A 25834-nucleotide genomic window follows, 5' to 3' on the forward strand; every position below is an offset into this window, starting at 1 on the left:
ATAATGGATATATAGATTTATTCAATGAAAATAATTATTCTTTAACTTCAATTGAATTGGAAGGTACAGCCCGTTTATCTTCAGTAGAAATAGCAGAAGAAATAGACAATACAAATATAATGAACAAATATATAAAAACTTATATAAATAATAGATTAGCTAATGATGATATAGAAGACTATTTAGAATATTATCAAAATTATTATAATATTAATGCCGTTTATTGTTATGACGGTTGGAACAACCTTAATTTACTTGAGTTTAAAAAGGATACATTTTTAATTGAAAGCACTATGAAGGGATTAGTAAATATGCATTATTATAATCCTGAGTTCATAAAAGATAATTTATATGCTTCATTTAAAGAAATAAAAAATTATAATTTCAGACTTGGAGATATAGATAATGTAGAATCTGCCAAAATTAATTCAATTTCTACAAATGATTTGAAAGATTATACTAAAGCCTCCAAATTTATAGATTCAGGAAACTTTGATATAAAACAATATTCATCTTATATAGCTAGCAACATGTATTATCCTTTACATGAAGTATCTTTCTTCTTATGTGATATCAATAATGACGGCAAAGAAGAATTAATGCTTTTAGGTGAATATACAAGTTCTGCTGGAAGAGGCGGTATAGCACATTATACTTTACTTTTAAAAGAGAATTTGGAAATAGATTTTGATTCAGAAATAGGACAGTTTATTAATTATCGAGATTTTCAAGATTTGGGATGTACTCAAAAAATATACACAGAAAATGGTAAAAATAAAATGTTTTTATTGGATACTCTTAATAATAAAGCATATGATATATTCATTGATAATAATGAAATAAAGAATGCAGAAGTTTTTGATTATATTACATATAGTTATCAGCCAAAATTGGAATGGAAAGGAAGCATACTTAATGGAGTACCTGAAGGAGCTTTAAAAACTGATGCCAGCTTTGATATGTCTAAGGCAGAGAATGCATCAGACAAAGCAATAGTGTCCGACAGAACTTTAAGAGTAGCTGACAAACTTATAAGCGATGCGTATTTTGCTAAAAAAGCTACTTTGGATAAAAAAGGTCAGGAAGAATTGTTGGAGCAAAGAAGAGCAGAAATAAAAGCTATTCAGGAAGCAAAAGGAGATATTAAAGCGATAGAAGCTGAAATGGTTAAGATTTTGGGCATACAATAAAATAAGTTAATCCCTTAATTATATATTTAATATAATTAAGGGATTTTATTAAAAGAAGATGGATAAAGTCTATAAAAATTCAATCTATTATATTTTTCAAATCCTTTATTATAGTATCTATATTCGATAACTGCAAAGCTGAATAATTTTTAAGTTTATTTGCTATATATAAAAGTTTCTTAGTTTTTTCTATATGATCATAACTAAATAATATGGCTATAGGCACATTCAAAGCATTAGCTATTTTATTTAAATTTATTATGGATATATTTCTTTTACCTACCTCAACACTTTGAAGATATTTAGCAGATATTCCTGACATTTCTGCTATTTCTGATATTGTTTTAGTCTGTGATTTTCTTATAGCTCTTATATTTTTACCTACAGAAGATATAAGCTCATCATCTTCTATCAATCTCTCTTTATTAGTATTATCTTCTTCTTTATTATCACTAAGCATATTATTATAAAAAGGTTTCTTTAAATTAGTAGTAAGCATACTCAAACCTCCGCATTATGTTTGTATTTGTCAAACATACCATCTTCCCTAAAACTATAAAAAGAATTACCGGCAACTATAATATGATCTATCATTTTTATTTCTACCATTAAAAATGCTTTATATAAAACCTTTGTAATTTCAATATCCTCTTTTGATGGTTTGGATATACCAGATGGGTGATTATGAGATATTATAACATAACTTGCTCCTAATGATAATGACTTTTCTACTAAATCCCTTGGATATATAGTAGCAGAATCTATTGTGCCTCTAAATATATGCTCCATAGATATGAATCTTTTATTTACATCTAAACAAATAATAGAAAAAGTTTCAAATTTTAATTTCCCTAACTTTATAATAAGATAATTAATTAAATCTTTTTTCTTTATATGAGGAGAAGCTACTTTCAAACTGCTCAGTAAATAATACTCCAAAATAGAAGGAATACTTTTTATTAGACTAATCTTTTTTGAATTAAGCCCCTTAACCTTTGACAGTTCTTCTTCTGAAGCATTAACTATATTATGCAGATTATAGAAATTATAATAAAGTTTTTCTACTATAGTATTTGCCTTCTCTAAAGATATGCCATTAGATATAATTGAAGCTAATATTTGCTTTTCATTCGCTATATCTGCATTGCTGCTTGCTAAGGCATTACTAAATTTTGTATTATCATTATAAAAATCATTATACATACGCATTTCCTTAATAAATTATAGTATAGCCTTAGTTAAACAAATTCTTTTTTAAAAATAAGCCATTTATTAAAGAAAATAAACAGTATATATTTAACTTTTATAACTTTTTTAAAAAAAATTCATTATTATGAAAAAATTACACAATTCAATAGGATAATGTATATATTAATTTTATTTCTCCAGAAGTTTCATCTGCACCTATAGTATCATTTTTTATTGTAATTACAAATTCTTTAATTTCGCCTTTTTTAAGAGTAAAACTTTTATCATAAGAAATATTTGCAGTATCTCCTATAGAAGAATCAAATACAAACATCGCTTGAGTTTTATCATACTTAAACTTTATCATAGGTTTTTGATGTTCTATTAAAATAGTGCCATTAACAACCTGAGGTATTTTATAAGTTTTATCATACATTGTTATAGAAGCATCTAAAGAAAAATAAACTTCATCTTTATCTTCATACTGAATATCTGTAGTATAAACTGTAGAGAGAATACTTTTTCTCTCACCAATATTTACAGTTGTCAAAGAATCAAAGAATAAACTAGGTTTTTCTTTTGAAGCTATAGTATTTAATACAGGTTCTTCAGTATTTAAACTGCCTGCCAATCTAATATCATATATAAAACCAGCATAATCATAATATTCTGTTTTACCGCCTAATTTAGTATTCAAAGTTTTAGCACTAATATTTTCTATCTCTAAATTCTGAACCTGCAAAGCTATTTTATTTTTCTCAATAATTTTTATGGGCATATAAGGAGAGCGTCCAGGTTTTCCAATATCAGCAATATCCCTTGATAAATCTACTTTACCGCCTTCTACTCTAGGTGCATAACTATTATCATTTGCTATAGATGAAGTACACCAAGGATATATCTCTATAGTACCATCGGAATGAACTATTCCCACAGGATCATATTCATAAAAATAAGTAAATCCATCAACAGCAAATTTCACCTGTTTATTTAAAGTAGCACTGTCAGCACTAGCTTCCCAGCCCAATTCAACAGCTCCCCATTCCATAGGCGCAGGTATTCCTACAATAGTTTTCCATTTTACAGGTATAGCAAAAGCAAATACCAATTTTGAATAACTATCTATTGCTATTAAATAATTATCAGTATCAAGTCCTGCACTTCCAGTAAATCTATAAAACCAAAATCTCTGTAGTCTTTCACTTTTATTATAGGCACTTGTAGAACTAAAAGTAGGATTCATATTCCTATACATATAATATTTAACTTTACTAACTGTAAATCCTGCAGCTTTAGTATTTGTTCCATTATAATAATATTCATTTCTTAAAGAATCTTTCAATTTCCAAGTACCATCTTTGATAAGCATGTATGTAGGTTCATTTTTTAATCCGAAAGAAGCGGCAATTACATACTCATTGTCAAGATCTAGTTCAAATCCTCCATAGTTTTTTTCATTCCAAGGTCTTTCATTATTATAATTATAAAATGGGTCTCCTTCAGGTTTTAAAATATCCTCCCCGCCAATATCAGGCTCTTCTGTTTTATCTCCTCCGCCTGTATTTCCCATTTGCTGATAATAATATCTTGGACTGAAATAATTGCCGCAAGTATTCAAAAATATTAGATTAAATATTAATAATAAAGTAATAAATAAAGTATTTCTCATAAAAATAAATTCTCATATATAATTTTTACTTAATAATTATACTAATAAAATAAATTAAGTAAACAATATTTTTATTGATTATTCTACTAATTATCAATATAAAAAACGCCCAAGACCTTGCCTAAACAAAGCCTTGGACTAAACACTATATTAAAAAACTATCCTATGGATCAAAACTATATAATACCTGCTATCCTTCCTGCAATCTGATAGAAAGCAAAACTTACTATCCAAGCAACAGCTAAAGTATAAATCATTAAGAAAGGTATCCATTTATTACCAATCTCAGCACCTATAACACCAATAGCCGCAAAACAAGGGAAATAAAGCAGTACAAAAAGAAGTAATGTATATGCCACTATAGGATTAAATACAGGGTCATTCTGTAATGATTCAGTAAGAACTGTTTCATCTCCATCTTCTATAGATTTAATCTGTGCTATAGTAGAAACAAATACCTCTTTAGCAGCACCTCCGGCAACAAGCCCAATACCTATTCTCCAATCAAAACCTAAAGGCTTTAATACAGGTTCTATAAATGTACCTATTTTACCAGCATAACTATTTCTTAAACCTTCAGAAGCTACTAATCTGTCATATTCAGCAGTGACAACTTCTTCATCATTAGCATCTAATCCCTGACTAACAGCCAATGATTTAGCTTCCTGCATGAGTCTTGCACTATCTTCTTCTGTAGGAGTATATTGAGGGAATGTCATTAAAGCCCATATTATAACAGAAGCAGCAAATACATAAGTACCGGCTTTTTTAATATACATCCAGCCTCTGTCAAACATATGTCTTAATACAGCCTTAGCTCTTGGTATTCTATATGGAGGAAGTTCCATTACAAAAGGAGTTTCCTCGCCTTTGAAAAATGCTTTTCTGAATATGAATGCCATTATAAATGCCATCAATACACCAATCATATATATACTAAACATCACAGAAGCAGCCATTTTAGGAGCAAAGAAAGCACCTATAAACAATATATAAACAGGAAGTCTAGCACCGCAGCTCATAAATGTTGTAATCAATATAGTTACTACCCTATCCTTCTTACTTCTCAATGTTCTAGCCGCCATAACTGCAGGAATTGTACAACCAAAACCTAAGAAAAGAGGTATGAATGACTGACCATGCAAGCCTAATTTATGCATTATCTTATCCATTAAGAAAGCAGCCCTAGCCATATAACCGCAATCCTCTAAGAATGAAATTCCTGTAAACAATATCAATACTAATGGAAGGAACGATAATACAGCACCAACACCTCCTATAACACCATCAACAACAACAGACTGTATCAAACTGCCTTCAGGAAGCAAACTTCCTACAAAACCAGATAATGCCCCTATTCCTGCTTCAAGCCAAGCTTGAGGATAAGCTCCTACAGTAAATGTTACTTTAAATATCAGCCATAATACAACCAAGAATATTGGAAGACCAAGCCATTTATTTAAGAATATTACATCAGCGGCCTCTGTAAAATTGAATGCCTGTATATTATCTTTATGAACAGCCTCCTGTAAAGCTCCTCTTATATATGAATATCTTTTATCGGCCATTATAGAGTCTGTTTTTGCATTCATAGAAGTTTCTAATTTAATTATTTCTTTATTTAATACTTCTATTACTTCGCCACCATTATTGCATTCTCTTCTTATAGAATGAATAGCTCTTTCATCTTTTTCTAAAGTTTTAATAGCAAGCCATCTTTTATGAATCTCGCTTATATCGCCATGCATAGTATCAACAATATTCTTAATAGACTTTTCTACTTCTTCACCATATCTTATCGCAGAATCTCTATGAAGTTTATTTCCGGAAGTATGCATCTTTTCTATTTCATCTAATATCCTAACAACACTTTCATATTTATTTCCATGAACTTTCATAACCGGGAATTTGAAAAGCTCACTCAAATTCTTTTCATCTATTTTAATACCATTCTTTTCAGCATGCTCATACATATTGAGTACGCATACAATAGGAATACCTAATTCTACAAGCTGTAATGTGAGATAAAGATTTCTTTCTAAATTTGTAGAGTCTATAACATTTATTATAAAATCAGGCTTCTCATTAAGAAGAACATCGCATGCCACTACCTCATCTTGAGAATATGCACTTAAACTATAAACACCAGGCAAATCTATCAAATCATAAGTATAACCATTATAAAGCATATTAGCCTGTCTTTTTTCTACTGTTACACCCGGATAATTAGCAACTTTATAATTAGCACCTGTTAAAGCATTGAATATAGTTGTTTTTCCAGAGTTAGGATTTCCTGCTAAAGCTATTTTAAATTTAGTATTATTTGACGGAGCTTTTATTTTCTTTGCTATATCAGATTTACTTTCCATTAAAGTATCATCTTCATCTTTCACATCTTTATGTTCTATAGGCTTTAATACTCTTTCCTTTTTTATTTCCACATTTGATTTAGCAACTTCTATCCCATTAGCCTCTGATTTTCTAAGAGAAATTTCATAGTCCATAATATGAACTTGTATAGGGTCTCCTAAAGGTGCTTTTCTAACAACCCAGCCTTTAGCTCCAGGAGTGAATCCCATTTCTATAATTCTTTGTCTAATCTCACCATCGGTGGCTACTTTATCAACAACAAAACCTTCTTCAATATCTAGTTCTGTTAATTTCATAAATAACTATCTCCTTTATATATTTTTATAACAGAAATTAATATACACTTACAAAGTGTTTGTATATTCTAACATTTAAAATAAAATTGTCAATATACTAAAACACATTTTTGTTATTTTATTGCACAAAAAAGTAATAGAATAACAATTATTTTTTACTGCCTATCACCATACTTATTGTGGAGAGTATTATTAAAATAGAACCTATAATAATATTAATAGTAAGCTCTTCTTTATATATAAAAATAGAAGCAACAACAGTAGTAGCCGGTTCAAACATATTAAGTATAGATGCTAAAGAAGAACCTAATCTTTTTACTCCATAAAGCAAAAGCCCAAGAGAAAATATTGTAAATACTAAAGATATCGCAGCAAAATTTCCAAATACATATAAATTATTAAGAAGCTGTAAAGAATCTGTAAATATTCCTGCTATAAAAAAAGCAATAGATACAAATAAAGACATATAGAAAAGAGAAACCATAGTATCAACTTCAGCAAAACTGCATTTTTTATTAGCTATTATATAAGAGCCGTAAGTAATGGTAGTTATTAATGCATACACTACTCCCAAAAATGACTCAATCTCTACAACTTGAGTGAGCATTACTATTCCGACAACAGCAAATATTATAGAAAGAACTTTTAATATATTGGCTTTTTCTTTAAACATAAATATCATTACAAGTAAAACTATAACAGGATATCCGAAATGTATCATATTACTTAATCCTGCAGATATATATAATAAAGATTGTGATAAGAAAAAGAATGTAAGTCCAAGCCCTATTATACTAAATATCAATAATTCTATGAATTGTCTTTTTGTTATTTTAAAACTTTTCTTTGAAACAATAATGATTATAAACAAAAAAATTGCTGTAAGAAAATATCTATAAAAAACTATTGAAAGCGAAGAATAATTATAGGCAATAATATTCTTAACAAAAATAGGAAGAAATCCATAAGCAATAGAGCCTATTATAACTAATAAAATATTTAACATTGAAGTCCTCTATAATAATATAAATAATGTAATAAAATAAGTATTTAGAAAAAATTGGAATATTGTTTTCAAATTATGAAATAAAAGAAAATATCACTGCATATACAAACCCTAAAATAATTATAGTTAATTAATGATATATTATATTATTAATAAATCAATATAGTTATTATATAAAATAATTCTTTTAATAATTTAAATATTTAATTTACATATTTGTAAAGAAGTATTTTCTTTTTAGTATTGATTTGCATAAAAATATCTACTATAATAGATATATAATTAATAAATTAAGGATTCTTATCTTGAAAAAATATATACTAACTATCTTATTTTGTGCTATGTTTTTCTGTTCATGTTCTTCAAAAGAATCTAACACTAAAAACGGTAATTCGCTTGTAATATATTGCCCGCACCCTTTAGAATTTATAACCCATCTTGTAAATGATTTTAAAGCTAAAAACCCCGGTATTAATGTTGATGTTATAGCAGCCGGAACAGGAGAACTTATAAAAAGGGTTGAATCTGAAAAAAATAATCCATTAGGCGATATACTTTGGGGAGGAAGTTTAAACCTCATAAGAAATAAAATAGAGCTATTTGAAAACTACACTTCTACTAATGAACCTAATATAGCTGATGCATATAAAAATACTGAAGGCCCTTTAACTAGATTTACAACTATGCCTAGTGTAATAATGATTAATACTAACTTAATAGGCAATATAAAAATAGAAGGTTATCAAGATTTGCTTAATCCGGCATTAAAAGGAAAAATAGCATTTGCCGATCCTTCTGCTTCTTCATCTTCTTTTGAGCATTTAGGAAATATGCTTTATGCTATGGGTAAAGGCGATCCTGAAAAAGGATGGGATTATGTAAAAAAATTATGTGCTAATTTGAATGGTAAATTATTAAGCGGTTCTTCTGCCGTTTATAAAGGTGTGGCTGACGGTGAATATACTGTTGGTTTAACTTTTGAGGAAGGCGGTGCTAATTATGTATCTGCTGGTGCTCCTGTTAAATTAGTATATATGAAAGAAGGTGTTGTTTTTAAAGCAGATCCTATATGTATAATAAAAAATGCCAAGAACTTAGAAAATGCTAAAAAATTCGTTGACTATGCTACAAGCTATGATGCTCAAAAAACAATAAATGATAAATTAAACAGAAGATCTGTAAGAAATGATTTGCCTCCTTCTCCTATACTTCAGTCTATAGATACTATTAATGTTATAAAAGATGATGATGATGCGGTTGATAAAAATAAACAAAATTGGCTTAATAAATTTAAAGATATTTTTACTAGTATATAAAAAATATTATTTTATATTGTTCTTTCAAACATTTCTAATTTTTAATAAAAGATGCAGTTTTTATTATCATCTTTTTATTAAAGAATATCTAATATTTTTCACAAATTAACAATTTAAAGGAGTTCGCTATGAAAAATTTTATTATTTTTTGTATGCTTATCATGTCAATGACTTTATTCTATTCATGCTCTTCAGGAGATACTAAAAGCGGTAATTCATTGGTAATATACTGTTCTCATCCATTGGATTTAATGAATACTATTTTAGATGATTTCAAAGCTAAAAACCCTGATATAAATGTTGAAGTGGTTACAGCAGGTACAGGAGAATTATTAAAAAGAGTAGAAGCTGAAAAAATGAATCCATTAGGTGATGTTCTATGGGGAGGAACATTGAACAGTGTTAAATCAAAAACAGATTTATTTGAAAGTTATACTTCTACTAATGAAGCAAATATTTTAGATGAATTTAAAAATACAGAAGGACCTTTCACTAGATTTTCAGCAATACCTAGCATATTAATGGTTAATACCAATTTAGCAGGCAATATAAAAATAGAAGGTTATGAAGATTTACTCAATCCTGCATTAAAAGGAAAAATAGCTGCTGCGGATCCTTCTGCTTCTTCATCTGCTTTCGAGCATTTGGTAAATATGCTTTATGCTATGGGAAAAGGTGATCCTGAAAAAGGCTGGGATTATGTACAAAAATTATGTGCTAATTTAGACGGTAAACTATTAAGCGGTTCTTCTGCTGTTTATAAAGGTGTAGCTGACGGTGAATATGCTGTTGGTTTGACTTATGAAGAACCTGGAATAAGCTATATGTCTTCAGGCTCTCCTGTAAAAGTAGTATATATGAAAGAAGGTGTTATATCCAAGCCTGACGGAGTATATATTATAAAAGGCGGTAAAAATTTAGAGAATGCTAAAAAATTCATAGACTATTGTGTAAGTTTAGATGCTCAAAATATGCTTGTTGAAAAACTTAGCAGAAGGGCAATAAGAAATGATGCTGTTGTTACAGATATCGTAAAACCTATGTCAGAAATATATTCTATTACTGATAATGCTGATGTTGTAGAAGAAAGCCGTCAAAAATGGTTGGATAAATTTAAAGATATTTTCACTAGTATCTAATAATTTATAAATAAAAATCAAAAAGGATTGATATCATGAAAAAAATTATTCTAATCTGCAGTGCAGTAATACTATCACTAGCACTATTTTATTCTTGTTCTTCAAGCGAATCTGGTGAACAAGGCGGTAATTCACTTGTAATATATTGCCCTCACCCATTAGAATTTATAAATCCATTGGTAGATGATTTTAAAGCTAAAAATCCAGGAATCAATGTTGATATTATAGCTGCCGGAGTTGGCGAACTTTTAAAAAGAGTTGAATCTGAAAAAGATAATCCATTGGGAGATATACTTTGGGGAGGAAGTTTGAATACTGTAAAACCTAAAGTAGAATTATTTGAGAATTACACTACTACTAATGAAGCAAGCATAGCAGATGCATATAAAAATGTTGAAGGTGCTATTACAAGATTCACTGCTATACCAAGTGTTATAATGGTTAACACTAATTTAGCAGGCAATATAAAAATAGAAGGTTATGAAGACTTACTCAATCCTGCATTAAAAGGAAAAATAGCATTTGCTGATCCTTCTGCCTCTTCATCTTCTTTTGAGCATTTAGTAAATATGCTTTATGCTATGGGTAAAGGCGATCCTGAAAAAGGATGGGATTATGTAAAAAAATTATGTGCTAATTTAGACGGTAAATTATTAAGCGGTTCTTCTGCAGTTTATAAAGGCGTAGCTGACGGTGAATATACTGTTGGTTTAACTTTTGAAGAAGGCGGTGCTAATTATGTATCTGCTGGTTCTCCTGTTAAATTAGTATATATGAAAGAAGGCATTATAATTAAACCAGACGGAATATACATAATAAAAAATGCTAAGAACTTAGAAAATGCTAAAAAGTTTGTTGACTATGCTACAAGCTATGATGCCCAAAAAACAATAACTGATAAATTAAACAGAAGATCTGTAAGAAGCGATTTACCTCCTTCTGCTATACTTCAGTCTGTAGATACTATAAATGTTATTACAGATGATGAGGCTGTAGTTGATAAAAACAAACAAAATTGGCTAAATAAATTTAAAGATATTTTTACTAGTATCTAATAAATAAAAAAATAATATTAAAGAGTATAAATATATTTTATACTCTTTATTTATATAATTAATAATAAATAAAAAAGAGAGGTTATAATGAGTGTATCTATATCCATTGAAAATGTAGTAAAACGTTATGAGAAGCTGACAATAATACCTGATCTTTCATTAGAGATAAAAAACGGAGAATTTTTTACTCTGCTTGGACCATCTGGATGCGGCAAGACAACACTGCTTCGTATGATTGCAGGCTTTAATACAATAGAAGGCGGAGAAATAAAATTTGATAAAGATGTAATCAATAATATTCCTGCTCATAAAAGAAATATTGGTATGGTATTTCAAAACTATGCAATATTTCCGCATATGACTGTTAGAGAAAATGTTGAATACGGATTAAAACTCAGAAAAGAAAATAAAGAATCTATGAAGAAAAAAGTAGATGAAATGCTTCATGTGGTAAAAATAGAAGAATATCAGGACAGACTTCCTGAAAGATTATCCGGAGGACAGCAGCAGAGAGTAGCTTTGGCAAGAGCAATAGTTATCACTCCAAGTGTTTTACTTATGGATGAGCCTCTTTCTAACTTGGATGCCAAATTAAGAATAGAAATGAGAAGTGCAATAAAAGATATACAAAGACATGTAGGCATTACAACTGTTTATGTTACACATGATCAGGAAGAAGCACTTGCGGTATCTGACAGAATAGCTGTAATGAAAAACGGAGTTATACAGCAGGTTGGAAGCCCTGTAAGTATTTATACAAGACCTTATAATGTATTTGTTGCTACTTTCATAGGACATTCAAATTTATTCTATGCAACTATCAAAATAGAAGGAAATGATACTTATCTTTTATTTAGATGCGGATATAAATTGAAAATGGATAATTTATTGGATGTTAAAGACGGCGATGAAGTTATTGTTGGAATAAGACCTGAAGAATTTTTTGTTAATTCTGAAAATCAAGAAGGAATCAAAGCAAAAATCTTATCAAAAACTTTCCTTGGAAAATATACTAATTATTTCTTACATTTCAATGATAATGAAGTTGTTCCGGATCAGCCTAGCATAGAATATTCACAAGACTCATCATATACAGATAGAATGTATGAGAAAGATGAAGTTATAACTTTAAAACCTAATGCTAATAAAATCAATGTATTTACTCCAGATATGGAAAAAAGTCTTATTAAAGGAGTAAAAAAATATGAATAAACGTTTAAAAATAGATTTTTGGACTTATATTACTTTAATAATAGCTGTAATTTTTGCTTTATTTTTAGTATATCCATTATTCTCTTTGTTTATAAGCAGTTTTAAAGATCCTGAAACAGGAGCTTGGACTTTAGATAACTTTTTACGTTTCTTCAGCAGAAAATATTATTATCAGGCACTTGTAAATAGTTTTTCAGTAACTATATGCGTAACTATATTAGCTATAATCATAGGAACTCCTATGGCATATTTTATGAGCGTTTATAAAATAAAAGGTAAAACTTTTTTAGAAATACTCATAATAATATCCATGATGTCTCCTGCTTTTATAGGTGCTTATTCTTGGATACTTTTACTAGGAAGAAGCGGAGTAGTAACTAAATTTTTTGCAGGATTTGGAATTTCAACTCCTACAATATATGGTTTCGGAGGAATATTATTAGTATTTACTTTGAAATTATATCCATTCATATTTATGTATGTTTCAGGTGCTTTAAGTAAAATAGATGTTTCTTTAATGGAAGCTGCAGAAAGTTTGGGATGTTCTCCTTTTAAAAAGGTTGTTACTATAGCTATGCCTTTAATAACTCCAACTATATTGGCTGGTTCATTATTAGTATTTATGAATGCATTAGCTGATTTCGGTACTCCTATGCTTATAGGCGAAGGATACAGAACTATGCCTACTATGATTTACTCTGAATTCGTAAGCGAAGTAGGAGGCAATGCTAACTTCTCTGCTTCTATGGCTAGTATTATGGTATTTATAACCGCTATGATGTTTATAGCTCAAAAATACTTTGTTAATAAAAAATCATTTACTATGAGTTCTATGAATCCTATAAAACCTAAAGAAATCAAAGGAGTTATGTCTGTATTAGTACATATATTCATTTATTTCATAGTATTTTTATCTATAATTCCTCAGCTCACAGTTATATATACTTCATTCTTAAAAACAAACAGAGCTATATTTGTTAAAGGTTTCTCTTTGAATAGTTATATTTCAATATTCTCTTCTCTTGGAACTTCTATAAAAAATACTTATCTATACGGAATTATAACTATATTTATTATTGTTATACTTGGTATGTTTATAGCATATATTTCCATAAGAAGAAAAAATATTTTAACAAGTGTTATAGATACAATAACTATGTTTCCATATATAATACCTGGATCTGTTTTGGGTATTACGCTTCTTTTAGCTTTTAACAAACCTCCTATAATATTAAGCGGAACATCTATGATAATAATAATGTCATTGGTTATAAGAAGAATGCCTTATACATTAAGATCAAGTTCTGCCATACTATATCAAATAAGCCCAAGTATGGAAGAAGCCTCTATAAGTTTGGGAGCTTCTCAAGTAAAAACTTTCTTCAAGATAACCGCTATGATGATGCTTCCTGGTGTTATTTCAGGAGCTATATTAAGCTGGATAACAGTAATCAATGAATTGAGTTCTTCTGTAATATTGTATACAGGAAAATCAAGAACAATGGCTGTTTCTATTTACCAAGAAGTTATAAGGGCTAGTTACGGAACTGCTGCTGCTTTATCCACAATATTAACCTTATCAACTATAATATCTCTTTTAATATTCTTCAAATTGACTGGTAAAAAAGAAGTAAGTTTATAATAAACAATTAAAACATTATAAAAGGGTCATAAGATAAATATCTTATGACCCTATTTTTATATTATCTAAAATTGCAATTTTTCTACTTTATTATATTTACATTTTATGTTATTATTAAGTTTTAATAAAAAAATATTTTACCTATATATTAGATTTTTAAGGAGTTTATACTAATGGGAGCAATGGACTTAGTATTCAAATTAATATTCGGCTCTAAAGAACAAAATGACGCTAAAATATTAAAACCTATAGCAGAAAAGACATTAACATTTGAAGAAGAAATAAAGAAATTAAGCAATGAAGAATTAACTAATAAAACAAAAGAATTCAGGGAAAGAGTAGAAAAATACATAGGATGCAAAACAGAAGAATTAGATTTAAGCAAGGAAGAAAATAAGAAAAAACTTCAAAATATATTAGATGATATACTTCCAGCGGCATTTGCTGTGGTTCGTGAGGCTAGTATAAGAACTACAGGAATGAGACACTTTGATGTACAGGTTATGGGAGGAGCGGTACTTCATCAAGGAAGAATTGCTGAAATGAAAACAGGTGAAGGTAAAACTCTTGTTGCCACACTTGCCGTTTATCTTAATGCTTTAACAGGACTTGGAGTGCATGTTGTTACAGTAAACGATTATCTTGCCAAAAGGGACGCTGAATGGATGACTCCTATATATTCTATGCTTGGTATAAGTGTAGGTATACTTGATAATACAAGACCTCATTCACCGGAAAGAAGAGCCGTTTATAACTGCGATGTTGTTTATGGTACTAATAATGAGTTCGGATTCGACTATTTAAGAGATAACATGGTAACTAGAAAAGAAGATAAAGTTCAGAGAAAATTCTACTTTGCAATAGTCGATGAGGTAGACAGTATCTTAATAGACGAAGCTAGAACACCTCTTATCATATCAGGACCTGCTGAAAAAAATATAAAAATGTACTATGAAATTGATAGAATCATACCAATGCTTAAACAGGCTGAAGTTGATGAAAGAATGCGTGAGGTGGCAGGCACTGGTGATTATGTACTTGATGAAAAAGATAAAAACGTATACCTTACAGAAGAAGGCGTACACAAGGTAGAAAAACTGCTTAATGTTGAGAACTTATACGGTGCTCAAAGCAGTACAATAGTTCACCATGTTAATCAGGCATTAAAAGCACATAAAGTGTTTAAAAAAGACGTTGATTATATGGTTACAGACGGAGAAGTTTTAATCGTAGATGAGTTTACAGGACGTGTACTTGAAGGAAGACGCTACAGTGACGGACTTCACCAAGCAATAGAAGCTAAAGAAAAAGTTGCTATACAAAATGAATCTCAAACTTATGCTACAATTACATTCCAGAACTATTTCAGAATGTATCCTAAACTTTCAGGTATGACTGGTACTGCTGAAACAGAAGCTGAAGAATTCTATAAAATATACAAATTAGACGTTGCTGTTATACCTACTAATAAGCCTATAACAAGACAGGATTTATCAGATAGAATATACAGAACAAGAAAGGCTAAATTTGAGGCTTTGGCAAAATATATTAAAGAACTTCAGGATGCCGGAAAACCTGCTCTTGTTGGTACTGTATCAGTAGAAATGAACGAAGAATTATCAAAAGTATTCAAAAGACATAAAATCAATCATGAAGTATTGAATGCCAAAAACCACTCAAGAGAGGCTGCGATAATAGCACAGGCAGGAGAACCGGGAGCCGTTACACTTGCTACAAACATGGCAGGACGTGGTACGGATATTGTGCTTGGAGGAAACCCTGTTGCTAAAGGTGTTGCTGAAATAGAGCAGATACTTGTACTTATGAGAGATAAGGCTTTCAAAGAGAGAGATCCTTACAAAAAAGAGGAATTAACAAAGAAAGTAAAATCAATAGACCTTTATAAAGAAGCATTTGTAAGAAGCGTTATTGCCGGAAAAATTGAAGAGGCTAAAGAATTGGCTCAAAAAAATAATGCCGATGAAATGATAGAAAAAATTGACAGAATTATACAAATAAATGAAAAATCCAAAATAGATAAAGAAAAAGTACTTGCTGCAGGCGGTTTGCATGTTATAGGAAGTGAAAGACATGAAGCTAGACGTATTGATAATCAGCTTAGAGGCAGAAGCGGAAGACAGGGAGACCCAGGACTTAGCGTATTTTTCTTATCTCTTGAAGATGATTTAATGCGTTTATTCGGCGGTGAGAGAGTTTCTAAGATGATGCTTGCTATGGGAATGGGCGAAGAAGAAGAACTTGGACATAAATGGCTTAACAAATCAATAGAAAATGCTCAAAGAAAGGTTGAAGGCAGAAACTTTGATATAAGAAAGCATTTGCTTGAGTATGATGATGTTATGAATCAGCAGCGTATGGCTGTTTACGGTGAGAGAGATTATATACTTTACTCTGATGATATATCTCCTAGAGTAGAAGAAATCATATCTGAAGTAACTGAAGAAACTATTCAAGACATATCAGATAATAAAAAACATGTTGATCCTTTAGAAGTAACTAAATGGCTTAACAGTTATTTAATAGGCATAGATGAAGATGCTGCTAATAAAGCTGTAGAGGGCGGTGTTGATAATACTGTAAAAAATCTTACTAACCTATTATTAGAAGCATACAGAAAAAAAGCGTCCGAAATAGATGAAAAAATATTCAGAGAGGTAGAGAAAAATATATTCCTTTCAATAATAGATAACAGATGGAAAGACCATTTATTTGCTATGGACAGTTTAAGAGAAGGTATAGGACTTAGAGGATATGCTGAGAAAAACCCTCTTACAGAATACAAACTTGAAGGTTATAAAATGTTCGTAGCTACTATGAATGTTATACATAATGAGCTTGTGAACTTGATAATGAGAGTAAGAATAATACCTAATTCACTTGACAGTATGGAAAGAGAGAGTGCATTTGACGGAGGTGTTGAAGAGAAAAGCAGTGCTAGTGCTATGAATGGAGGAAATACTCAAACTATCCAAAGCAAAGTAAAAACTGCACAGGCTAATGTTAAAATGACTCAGAAAATAGGAAGAAATGATCCTTGTCCTTGCGGAAGCGGTAAGAAATATAAACACTGTCATGGAAAGGATAATCCTCAGTAAATAAAAGAAAAACAAAATAATTAATGCAAAAATAAAAGGTATATATAATTGATTTTATATATACCTTTTTTATTAAAAAATACTAATGATTTATTTTAATATATTTTTTAATTCTAATTATTATATGATATTTTTTTTAATTCCTGATTGTTTATAGGATAATTTCTTCCAGTTCTCACGCTAATAACTAAGCTGCTATTTCCATAAAAACTAATACTATAAGCATAATCTTTATTATTTTCTGATTTAAGAGTAAAATTTCCTGTTGTTGTAGATGCATTTATATCATAAACATCATTAAGAGCTATGCCATTAACATCTCTAATATCAATAATCAGATTTTGCTTACTAGCCTTTGTTACACTTACAGTAATATTTTTTAAATCATCCTGATAAGTACCTTCTCTATCTTTAAATTTGATTCCCATCTGTCCGAAAGGAGAAGTACAAGAAAGTAAAAATAAAGATATTAATAATAAAATAATTTTTTTATACATTTTATTTATCCTAACATTATATAGTATATATTATATAAAAAATATAGTTTTTGTAAATATTAATTTGATAAAAAAGCGGAGAGAGTTTATTTATTCCCTCCGCTTAATTTATTTATTGTAAATTATTTTCTGTTAGCAGAATATCCATACGAAGAACCTGAACCAGGTGTTAATATTGTTCCATAACTTCCGCTTACTTTTATAGTGCCATCATTATTACCCTCTAGAACAACCCATCCATGTCTAATATCACCAGCAGTACCCCATGTACCTTCTGGAACTCCATAAACAGCCCTGTAATTATTATTTGCATCATTATCAAATCTGCTTAATGTATATGTAAATGATTTACTTCTCCATTTATATTCAAACCATTCCCAATATTCCTCTTCATAAGTCAAAGTAAATTCAGTTCCATCAGAATTAAATTGATAAACTATATTTCTAGTAGAGCTATCTCCAGTTCCTTCAAATCTAGCACCAATAACTCTATCTGTAAATATAGGTCCATGATCTTCAAAGTCTGGATCTAATGAAGTACCATCAAAAGATATGCTATCTTTATTATTTACTCTTACCAATGACACTATAACAGTATCTGAAGGATTAGCAGTATTTTCATATATAGCCTTATACTTAGAAGTAATAGTTTTTACTTTATATGTTTTTTCTTCTCTAGCACTGGCATTATTATATGTTTCTACTACAACTTTTATATTAGGAGCTTCTCCATTTCCACCTGAAGCTGTTTCAAATGTATAAGAATATGATTTAAGACTAAGACTGCCATAATTTCCTGATTTCCATAAATTCAAATCTATTGCTGAAGTTCCATCAACCATATATCCTGAATAATCACGATACTTAAATTCTGGATAATTAGATTTAATAGTATTTATATTATCTTTAAAAGTTTTTTGATCTTCTTCAGGAGCAGGTTCTGTAGACGATGCATTTAAAGGTCTATAAGGAGAGTAACCCTGTCCTGTAGGAGTAGGCTGTGCCATTTTATCAAAATTATGATCTTTAGGCATATAAGAAGTAGGAGCATCAACAAACTCTGTTTTATAATGTTCATACAAAATAACAGATCCATTTTCTGTAACATATCCTATAGGATCATATTCATAAAATGCTTTTTTATCTCCATGTTTTTCAACAGCCTCAAATGAAACTGGTACATCTTGTCTCATAACATTTTTAGTACCGGTAATAGCTCCGAAGGCAAATATAAATTTAGAATATGTATCAACTGCTATTAAATATTGTTTTAATGGAGCTACAGAAGCTTCACCATTTATAGAATAGAAATTGAATCTATCCATCCTTCCTGGTAAATATCCTAAACTGCTGTAGAGAGGATTATTTCCAGGATACTTATATACTTTTAAGCTAGTAATACTAACTGTCAAAATTCCACTAACAACATAATTCTCACCATCTTTTCCATTATAGTATTCTGCTGTTATATTATTCCAGTCAGCACCTCCTGGAATCCAGCTTCTAGAATTATCATTAAAGAAATTGTATATAGGAAGCTTATCCCCCTGAAAACTTGCTTTAAACAACCAATTTTTAAATTTATCAGCAGGAAACTGATAATTAGGATCATTATAATCTTCAGGAAGTTTAAAAGGATCTTCATCGGCAGGTACTTCATCTGGAAGTTTTTCAGGACCTGTATCTGGGGCAGAACCTGATGAAGAAGAACTGCTTGATCTATTATAATAATATCTAGGATTAAAGAAATGTCCTCCGCAAGAAGTTAAAAATAATGCTGTGATTGAAAAATAAATAATAAATAGTAGTTTTTTCATAAAATCTCCTATAAAATAAAAATATAAACCAAACAGGTAATTTTAATAATTACCTGTTTGATTTTTTATTAATTATTAATCTATTTACTTACTCTATTACCCATCATCTCAAGACCAAGATTACTTGTAGGTGAATCAGTAGCTAAATCTAATGAATGCAAAGTCATACTAGAGCGTACAACTGTTCCTATTTCATTAGGTCCAGGGTTTGAAGTTCCTTCTCCATTTCTTAATACAATTCTTAAATACTTTCCTCCTAATCCTCCTTTATCACTTTCATACTTAGCTGTCCAATGTTTATCAGCATCAGAATCAAAACGAGCCAATTTGTTAACATATGTATAATGCTCACCATCATAATCATATTCTAATGTAAATGAAGTACCATCTTCATTGAACTGATATACTATATTTTTAACAGTTCCGCCAACTATAGTTCCAATAACACCTGGAATATAAGTATTACCTGCTGGTAAATATTTACTATCATATTCAAATCTTGCATTTCTTATTCTATCAACAAATATTGGTCCATAATCTTGGAAATTAGGATCTAACAACTTACCGCTTACAGATATAGTTTTTGATGAATCTGTTTCCTGTATAGTAACAGATAAAGATTCTCCGCTGCTGTTTGTATATGAAGCTTTATTAGTAGCTGTAATTTTATCCATATTATATTCTTTTGTAGTAACTTGCTTTGTATCAAAATCAGTTTCTTTTATAATAAGTTTATTACCAGAATCTGTTATTGTGTAAGTATATAATATAAGACTCTTACCTGCATATCCTGATGATTTCCAATTTTCTAAATCAATCTGTTTTTTAGTACCAGGAGCTGTAGAATCATATCCGCTATAATCACGCCAATTAAAGTCTTTAGATACCAAAGAAGCTACATTATCATAGAATGTTTTTTTATCTTCTTCACTAGCCTCTCCGTCTAAGATAATCAAATATGGAGATCTTCCAGGCTTTGATTTATCAAGCTGAGCTATAGTATCAAATCCATGCTGTGAAGGCATATAAGAAGTAGGAGTTTTAACAAACTCAGTTTCATAATGTTCATATAAAACAACTTTACCTGTACTCTCAACATATCCTATTGGGTCATACTCATAAAAAGCTATTTTTTGTCCATATCTTTCTATAGCATCAAAATCAGTAGGGTAAACATTTCCAAATAAATCATCTGTTTTTGTAATTTTTCCATAAGCAAATATCAACTTAGAATATGTATCAACAGCTATTAAATACTGCTGTAAAGTTATGCTTGCTTTACCATCTATAGAATAGAAACGGAATCTATCCATTCTTCCTGGTAAATATCCGCTGCTTCCATAAAGAGGATTTTCTCCATTATATTTATATATAGTTAAAGGGCTTATATCTAAAGTTACAACTATAGGAGCATCATAAACTTTATTTTCTCCTTTATTAGGAATATAATAATCAGCCATATTTCCTTTCCAATCTGATTTACTTGATATCCAATTCTTACCATCAGGCTCTTTAAAATTATATATAGGAAGTTTATCGCCTCTGAAGCTAGCTTGGAATAACCAGCTGTCAAATTTATTTCCATCATATCCTCCATAACCTGGATTATTCCAATCCCCTTTTTCAAAAGGATCATCAACTCCTTCAGGCAATTCTTCAGGCGGAGCTGGAGGTTCAGGATTACTTCCGCTAGAAGAACTTGAACTTTTATTGTAATAATATCTAGGATTAAAAAAGTGATTTCCGCAAGATAATGCAAAAATAGATATTAATATTAACAAAAGATATATTTTTCTCATATGTGTTTCTCCAATCGTACTATATCAATAATGAATTATCCTTTAAAAGCCAATCCTACTGTTATACCAAAATCTAATGAATTAATATAATATGATTTTAATGGAGTATCAGTTGTAAATTCAGGTCTTATTAATTTTAACTGCTCCAATAAGCTAGGAGGCATAGTTATATATCCAGGAGAATATACATTAAATCTTGTATAAGCACCCAATATTACTTCTACTCTATCATTAATAGGCTGATTATATTCTATCATAAATTTAAGACTGAACATTACAGGATTCATATTTTTGATCATAAAATCATTTACTATTATCTCCCCTATTTCAGGAAAACCAGGCATCTCCTGATCTGCATATGCTAAATATTCAGGAGATAAATCAGCTATTAATTTTCCTCCTATATGTAAACCTAATGCTAATCTGCTATTTAAGAAATAAGCCTTAGTTCCAACTCCAAAACTTATTACAGGAGCATAAGAAACATTTATATAGAAGTTAACTGTTTGAGGACCGCTTCCATCTCCTAAATCAATAGTATTTCCTGCAACCTGTCCTGCAAATCCATTTCCAACACCTAAAGAAACAAATACACTCATACCGCTAAATTTAGAAGGGTCCATTCCATTAAACCATTTTTCAGATCCGAATAAGTAACCAAGTTCAGCCTCACCATCCATAGTGTATCCAACACCGCCTTTCATATATGCAGCACCTATTTTATCCAAATCAGATGAGTTTATAGAAGGTAATGTTGCTGTACCATTAAAGTTTGCTTTTAATGCCCAAATAAAACCTTCATCAAAACCATAAGCCGCCGAAAAGCTAGCTAATAACAAAATGTTAATAAATATCTTTTTCATCATAAATTAATTTTCTCCCACTAATAAAAATCGACATATTAATTAAAATGTTTATATAAATTGTACTATCTTTTTGACATAAGTAAATACTGTTTTTCTCTTGTTTTTACAAAAAATTTACTATTATGTTTTCTTACTTAAAAAAAACACTACATATCAAACATATTTATTAGACATTTAATAATTTTTGTATTATTTTTTGTAGACATTTTCTATATAATGTTGATTTTTACATAGTTAATTTATACTATTTTATTAAATTTAGTTTTTAATAGTATCTTTATAGTATTTAATTGTTTTGTATGGAGGCTTTAATTGAAAATTTATTATGTTACTATACCAGTTAACATAATCAAATCTATCAACTTCTGACATTATTGAATGTTTTTCATCGGAATGTATATCATATTTAGCAAACATCATTGCTATAGTCTGTACAATATAGTAAGAAAATATATTCTTTAATTCTTCATTGTTTAATCCGGCAGTTAAAAATTGATATGTGCTTATTATAGAAATTGATTTGCATGGTTTTATATTATTATTTTCGCATACTATTCTATCTACAAATCCGCCATCAGCAATAGATTTAGCACTCATACCTCTATAATTTGAAGTTAATGGCATGTTTACTATTACTATAGAACTATCTCTAAATTCATTAGCAACTATTCTCCAATATAGAGATGTAAATATAAATAATCTTTTTCCATCTAGAAGTTCATTTCTGCCTTTTACAGGACTATTCCAAATATTAAGTATACTTTGCTCATAAGATGGAGTTATATTTTCTGCTATAATTTTTAAAGGAGTTCCATATTCATATCCAAATAATTTTTTTATATTTGCACTAGTTTCATTAGAAAGCGAATATAATATATCTTTCTCTAATTGATTATAATCTATATTTTTTATATCTATAAAATCTCTTTTAAATATATCTGAATTTTCTATTATGACTTTTCTATTGTCTGAATAAAATTTATTAACATCTACACCATTTTTAAGATTGTACTTTATTTTGTAGCCTAAGATATCATAAGTGAGTTTTGATAAATCATCATCAAAAATATCGAGAAAATCTCCAGGAGTAAAACCAACAATATTATCATCTTCTATATAAGTAATATTAACATCATATATTTTATCTTTATTAAGAGGCTCATTACTTTTCTGACATGATACAAAAAATATCAAAGACAAAAATATTATATTACTCAGGTATTTCACCGCTTACACCCATAGCTTCAACTTTTTCAGTATCTATATAATATTTTATTTCCCTAGCTCTTACAACACTCTCTTTCTGCTTCAAATAAGGACTTTCACCCCAAAGTCTTAGATATTTCTGCTTATCAAAATAAGTGGCCCAAGCACTTTGTGAGTTCATATCTTTGCCTTCTACATGTACATTACCATTAGCACGAAGTTTTTCTTCATCATTAAACATCTGCATAGTTACAGAGGTAATCTTAATACTTCTATCTTCTACATAAGCCTTAGGACTGCCGCTTACTGTAGCTACTTTAGTATCCGGATCAAGATGCAGTAAATCTCCTTCTAATGATAAACTTTCATCATAATCTATCATAACAACATCATTGTGGAATATAACATCTTTAAACTTTTCATCTTTTTTATATTCTATCCATTCACCAAAAGCTATAATTCCCCTGTCAGGCATTCTAACAGAAGGATCCTGATACATATAAATATGTTCATTATCTATTTCATATTCTATGTATCCGCCTTTAAGTATCATATTCTCTTCATAGAAATAGGCTGTAACATTTCCATAAGCATATAAAGTACGAGTATTATTATCCTTTCCGCCATATTCATTCAAAAACAATCTATCTGCAACTACTATATTATAATTGCTTACATTATCTTTCTTTTTATTTGTTTCAGAAGAGTTTATATAATTATTAGTTTGAAGTACATATATTTTTCCTCTTCCCATAACATTAGCAGTAGCTGTTTTAGCATTATACTCTAATATTTCACCTTCTAATCTATCAGCACCTTGATAAAGTCTAGGGTTTCCTGTAAGATATGCTGTCTCTTTATCCATATCATAGATCAAATTATCAGCATAACCATCTGTTTTTCTTTTGCTTTCAGTATCAACATGTGTTAAATGTACATTACTTATAGCCTTAGCTATTGGAGTATTGAAATCTCTTTCCATAAATGAACTTCTTATAGTCATATTATTAGTAGGAGACCTTAAAACAGGTTTGTTTTTTACATAAGCATATCTAGTTTTACCATTATAGCTTGCATATCCGCCTGATATTGTAGAACCATTAGTTTTACTTAATAGTCTAACCCCTCCGCTAAATGTAGCCAATTCTGTTTCCTGATAGAATGTCATAACATGGCTTGTAATTACAGCAGATGAATCCTCCATCTTGGAATTACCTGTATATTGAAAAACTTTTGTTTTATTATTGTAAGTAAATTTATCAGCACTTCTTCTAGATTGAGCAAGTAAAGACAATGCCAATATGAACAATATTATTATAACAAAAATTTTATTGATCTTCAGCAACTGGAACTCCTATAGCATCACCTTCATCAGTTTCATTATATACTGTAATATGTTCTAATCCCATATCACCTTCCATACTGCTTCCTGTAAGCCAGCTTCCATCTTCCTGTTCTACACGAATTGGTACAGGGCTTTTAAATTGCTGTTTTTCATTATCCCATTGTAAATATTCAGTATAAAGTTTAGTATTATTTGATGCTTTAACAATAACATTTGTATATATTTGAGTAAATAATGTTTCCTGATTTATAGTTATAAATTCTCCTGATACACTGGCAGCTATAGTATTATTAGAATCATAAGTATAAGTTCTGCTTTCATAGAGTTCAACTAATTTCTGTTTATTATAAAATTTAGCATTAGTTGCAAAAGAATCTAACTGTTTAAAATTAGTGTCATAACTTTCTCTTCTAAAGCCATAAAATTCCATTTCTGGCGGAGGTACAAAATCATCAGCCTGATTAAATTCTTTTCCGATATCATTAAAATTAGTGCAGGAAACACATAGCAGTAAAAATAGAATATTAAAACTTACTAATAATTTCATTATAAATACCCTTAGATTTAAGTATCATATCTATTACTACCCTAACAGCACCATATCCGCCTCTTTTATGTATTACAACATCTGCAGCTTTCAAAGCTTCATAATGGGCATCTTTAGGAGAAAAAGATATTCCTGCATATTTCATAACACTTAAATCTATTAAATCGTCTCCGATATAAGCTATCTCTTCCTTTTTTAAACCATATTTTTCCATTAAAGTTAAAATAACAGGCATTTTATTTTCATGACCAAGTATCAAATCTTCAAAACCATGTTTTCTAAATTTATCGAATCTTGTTTTTATAGCATTAGAATTACTTCCTGAAATAACAGCAACTTTTATACCAGCTTTTAATGCTAAAACCACTCCCATACCATCTTGAGTATTAAAAAACTTACTTTCAACACCATTATCATCAAATATCAATCTGCCGTCAGTCATAACTCCATCTATATCGGATACCAAAAGCTTAACTTTTTTTAGCTTATTTTTATTTAATAGATATGAAATATAATCTTTGATATTCATTTTAAGAAACTTTTATTAAGATATTAGGA

General features: G+C 29.5%; 19 protein-coding genes and 1 pseudogene. 7 read left to right on the top strand and 13 right to left on the bottom strand.

Annotated elements, in window-relative coordinates:
* A pseudogene (locus tag Q0K19_RS07025) lies at positions 1 to 1190 on the top strand (hypothetical protein); the annotation flags it as partial.
* A gap of 79 nt (positions 1191 to 1269) precedes the next feature.
* Here the strand turns inward: Q0K19_RS07025 and Q0K19_RS07030 are convergent.
* The 5 genes from Q0K19_RS07030 to Q0K19_RS07050 form a co-directional block, all read right to left on the bottom strand.
* On the bottom strand, positions 1270 to 1689 hold the full coding sequence (locus tag Q0K19_RS07030; protein WP_297246686.1) for a helix-turn-helix transcriptional regulator: 420 nt from the start codon (positions 1687 to 1689) through the stop codon (positions 1270 to 1272).
* A 2-nt stretch (positions 1690 to 1691) separates the two neighbouring features.
* Positions 1692 to 2393, bottom strand: a complete 702-nt coding sequence (locus tag Q0K19_RS07035; RefSeq protein ID WP_297246688.1) for a RadC family protein — start codon at positions 2391 to 2393, stop codon at positions 1692 to 1694.
* A gap of 148 nt (positions 2394 to 2541) precedes the next feature.
* Positions 2542 to 4047, bottom strand: coding sequence for a hypothetical protein (locus Q0K19_RS07040; RefSeq protein WP_297246690.1), 1506 nt, complete (start codon positions 4045 to 4047; stop codon positions 2542 to 2544).
* A 176-nt stretch (positions 4048 to 4223) separates the two neighbouring features.
* A complete protein-coding gene (gene feoB, locus Q0K19_RS07045) occupies positions 4224 to 6713 on the bottom strand; it encodes a ferrous iron transport protein B (RefSeq protein WP_297246692.1) in 2490 nt (829 codons plus the stop codon).
* 148 nt (positions 6714 to 6861) lie between these two features.
* Positions 6862 to 7719, bottom strand: coding sequence for a DMT family transporter (locus tag Q0K19_RS07050; RefSeq protein ID WP_297246694.1), 858 nt, complete (start codon positions 7717 to 7719; stop codon positions 6862 to 6864).
* A gap of 305 nt (positions 7720 to 8024) precedes the next feature.
* Here Q0K19_RS07050 and Q0K19_RS07055 point away from each other — a divergent pair, with 305 nt between their 5' ends.
* The 6 genes from Q0K19_RS07055 to secA all read left to right on the top strand — a co-directional run bounded on the left by Q0K19_RS07055 (position 8025) and on the right by secA (position 17199).
* Positions 8025 to 9035: an ABC transporter substrate-binding protein gene (locus tag Q0K19_RS07055; RefSeq protein ID WP_297246696.1), complete on the top strand. Its 1011-nt coding sequence runs from the start codon at positions 8025 to 8027 to the stop codon at positions 9033 to 9035.
* A gap of 128 nt (positions 9036 to 9163) precedes the next feature.
* Entirely contained in the window at positions 9164 to 10174 is a 1011-nt protein-coding gene (locus Q0K19_RS07060) for an ABC transporter substrate-binding protein (protein ID WP_297246698.1), read from the top strand.
* A 35-nt stretch (positions 10175 to 10209) separates the two neighbouring features.
* On the top strand, positions 10210 to 11229 hold the full coding sequence (locus tag Q0K19_RS07065; RefSeq protein WP_297246700.1) for an ABC transporter substrate-binding protein: 1020 nt from the start codon (positions 10210 to 10212) through the stop codon (positions 11227 to 11229).
* A gap of 87 nt (positions 11230 to 11316) precedes the next feature.
* Positions 11317 to 12441 carry an ABC transporter ATP-binding protein gene (locus Q0K19_RS07070; protein ID WP_297246702.1) on the top strand — a complete coding sequence of 375 codons (1125 nt, stop codon included), beginning with the start codon at positions 11317 to 11319 and terminating at the stop codon, positions 12439 to 12441.
* Positions 12434 to 14083: an iron ABC transporter permease gene (locus tag Q0K19_RS07075; RefSeq protein ID WP_297246704.1), complete on the top strand. Its 1650-nt coding sequence runs from the start codon at positions 12434 to 12436 to the stop codon at positions 14081 to 14083. Before Q0K19_RS07070 ends, Q0K19_RS07075 begins: the two co-directional genes overlap by 8 nt.
* Before the next feature lie 173 nt (positions 14084 to 14256).
* On the top strand, positions 14257 to 17199 hold the full coding sequence (gene secA, locus Q0K19_RS07080; RefSeq protein ID WP_297246706.1) for a preprotein translocase subunit SecA: 2943 nt from the start codon (positions 14257 to 14259) through the stop codon (positions 17197 to 17199).
* Between the two features lie 113 nt (positions 17200 to 17312).
* On the opposite strand, the gene Q0K19_RS07085 is transcribed toward secA, so the two are convergent.
* The 8 genes from Q0K19_RS07085 to Q0K19_RS07120 form a co-directional block, all read right to left on the bottom strand.
* A complete protein-coding gene (locus tag Q0K19_RS07085) occupies positions 17313 to 17696 on the bottom strand; it encodes a hypothetical protein (RefSeq protein WP_297246708.1) in 384 nt (127 codons plus the stop codon).
* 122 nt (positions 17697 to 17818) lie between these two features.
* The gene (locus Q0K19_RS07090; protein WP_297246710.1) at positions 17819 to 19513 is read right to left on the bottom strand and encodes a hypothetical protein; all 1695 of its coding nucleotides are present in this window, start codon (positions 19511 to 19513) and stop codon (positions 17819 to 17821) included.
* A gap of 80 nt (positions 19514 to 19593) precedes the next feature.
* Entirely contained in the window at positions 19594 to 21312 is a 1719-nt protein-coding gene (locus Q0K19_RS07095; protein ID WP_297246712.1) for a hypothetical protein, read from the bottom strand.
* A gap of 35 nt (positions 21313 to 21347) precedes the next feature.
* Positions 21348 to 22175: a hypothetical protein gene (locus Q0K19_RS07100; protein WP_047116880.1), complete on the bottom strand. Its 828-nt coding sequence runs from the start codon at positions 22173 to 22175 to the stop codon at positions 21348 to 21350.
* 261 nt (positions 22176 to 22436) lie between these two features.
* Entirely contained in the window at positions 22437 to 23405 is a 969-nt protein-coding gene (locus Q0K19_RS07105; protein WP_297246714.1) for a hypothetical protein, read from the bottom strand.
* Positions 23389 to 24729 carry an LptA/OstA family protein gene (locus Q0K19_RS07110; protein ID WP_297246716.1) on the bottom strand — a complete coding sequence of 447 codons (1341 nt, stop codon included), beginning with the start codon at positions 24727 to 24729 and terminating at the stop codon, positions 23389 to 23391. Before Q0K19_RS07110 ends, Q0K19_RS07105 begins: the two co-directional genes overlap by 17 nt.
* Positions 24713 to 25276 carry an LPS export ABC transporter periplasmic protein LptC gene (gene lptC / locus Q0K19_RS07115; RefSeq protein ID WP_297246717.1) on the bottom strand — a complete coding sequence of 188 codons (564 nt, stop codon included), beginning with the start codon at positions 25274 to 25276 and terminating at the stop codon, positions 24713 to 24715. The genes Q0K19_RS07110 and lptC overlap by 17 nt, the downstream gene beginning before the upstream one ends.
* Positions 25254 to 25805 (bottom strand): HAD family hydrolase, encoded by a 552-nt coding sequence (locus Q0K19_RS07120; RefSeq protein WP_297246719.1) that lies wholly within the window; start codon positions 25803 to 25805, stop codon positions 25254 to 25256. Before Q0K19_RS07120 ends, lptC begins: the two co-directional genes overlap by 23 nt.
* Between the last annotated feature and the right edge of the window lie 29 nt (positions 25806 to 25834).

Origin of the sequence: uncultured Brachyspira sp. (assembly GCF_944393015.1) — a bacterium.
In the GTDB taxonomy this organism is placed as follows: domain Bacteria; phylum Spirochaetota; class Brachyspiria; order Brachyspirales; family Brachyspiraceae; genus Brachyspira.

Bases quoted from the DNA above. Each gene is read 5' to 3' on its own strand.
- Q0K19_RS07030 (WP_297246686.1), bottom strand. From the start codon at position 1,689: ATGCTTACTACTAATTTAAAGAAACCTTTTTATAATAATATGCTTAGT.
- Q0K19_RS07035 (WP_297246688.1), bottom strand. From the start codon at position 2,393: ATGTATAATGATTTTTATAATGATAATACAAAATTTAGTAATGCCTTA.
- Q0K19_RS07040 (WP_297246690.1), bottom strand. From the start codon at position 4,047: ATGAGAAATACTTTATTTATTACTTTATTATTAATATTTAATCTAATA.
- feoB (WP_297246692.1), bottom strand. From the start codon at position 6,713: ATGAAATTAACAGAACTAGATATTGAAGAAGGTTTTGTTGTTGATAAA.
- Q0K19_RS07050 (WP_297246694.1), bottom strand. From the start codon at position 7,719: ATGTTAAATATTTTATTAGTTATAATAGGCTCTATTGCTTATGGATTT.
- Q0K19_RS07060 (WP_297246698.1), top strand. From the start codon at position 9,164: ATGAAAAATTTTATTATTTTTTGTATGCTTATCATGTCAATGACTTTA.
- Q0K19_RS07065 (WP_297246700.1), top strand. From the start codon at position 10,210: ATGAAAAAAATTATTCTAATCTGCAGTGCAGTAATACTATCACTAGCA.
- Q0K19_RS07070 (WP_297246702.1), top strand. From the start codon at position 11,317: ATGAGTGTATCTATATCCATTGAAAATGTAGTAAAACGTTATGAGAAG.
- Q0K19_RS07075 (WP_297246704.1), top strand. From the start codon at position 12,434: ATGAATAAACGTTTAAAAATAGATTTTTGGACTTATATTACTTTAATA.
- secA (WP_297246706.1), top strand. From the start codon at position 14,257: ATGGGAGCAATGGACTTAGTATTCAAATTAATATTCGGCTCTAAAGAA.
- Q0K19_RS07085 (WP_297246708.1), bottom strand. From the start codon at position 17,696: ATGTATAAAAAAATTATTTTATTATTAATATCTTTATTTTTACTTTCT.
- Q0K19_RS07090 (WP_297246710.1), bottom strand. From the start codon at position 19,513: ATGAAAAAACTACTATTTATTATTTATTTTTCAATCACAGCATTATTT.
- Q0K19_RS07095 (WP_297246712.1), bottom strand. From the start codon at position 21,312: ATGAGAAAAATATATCTTTTGTTAATATTAATATCTATTTTTGCATTA.
- Q0K19_RS07100 (WP_047116880.1), bottom strand. From the start codon at position 22,175: ATGAAAAAGATATTTATTAACATTTTGTTATTAGCTAGCTTTTCGGCG.
- lptC (WP_297246717.1), bottom strand. From the start codon at position 25,276: ATGAAATTATTAGTAAGTTTTAATATTCTATTTTTACTGCTATGTGTT.
- Q0K19_RS07120 (WP_297246719.1), bottom strand. From the start codon at position 25,805: ATGAATATCAAAGATTATATTTCATATCTATTAAATAAAAATAAGCTA.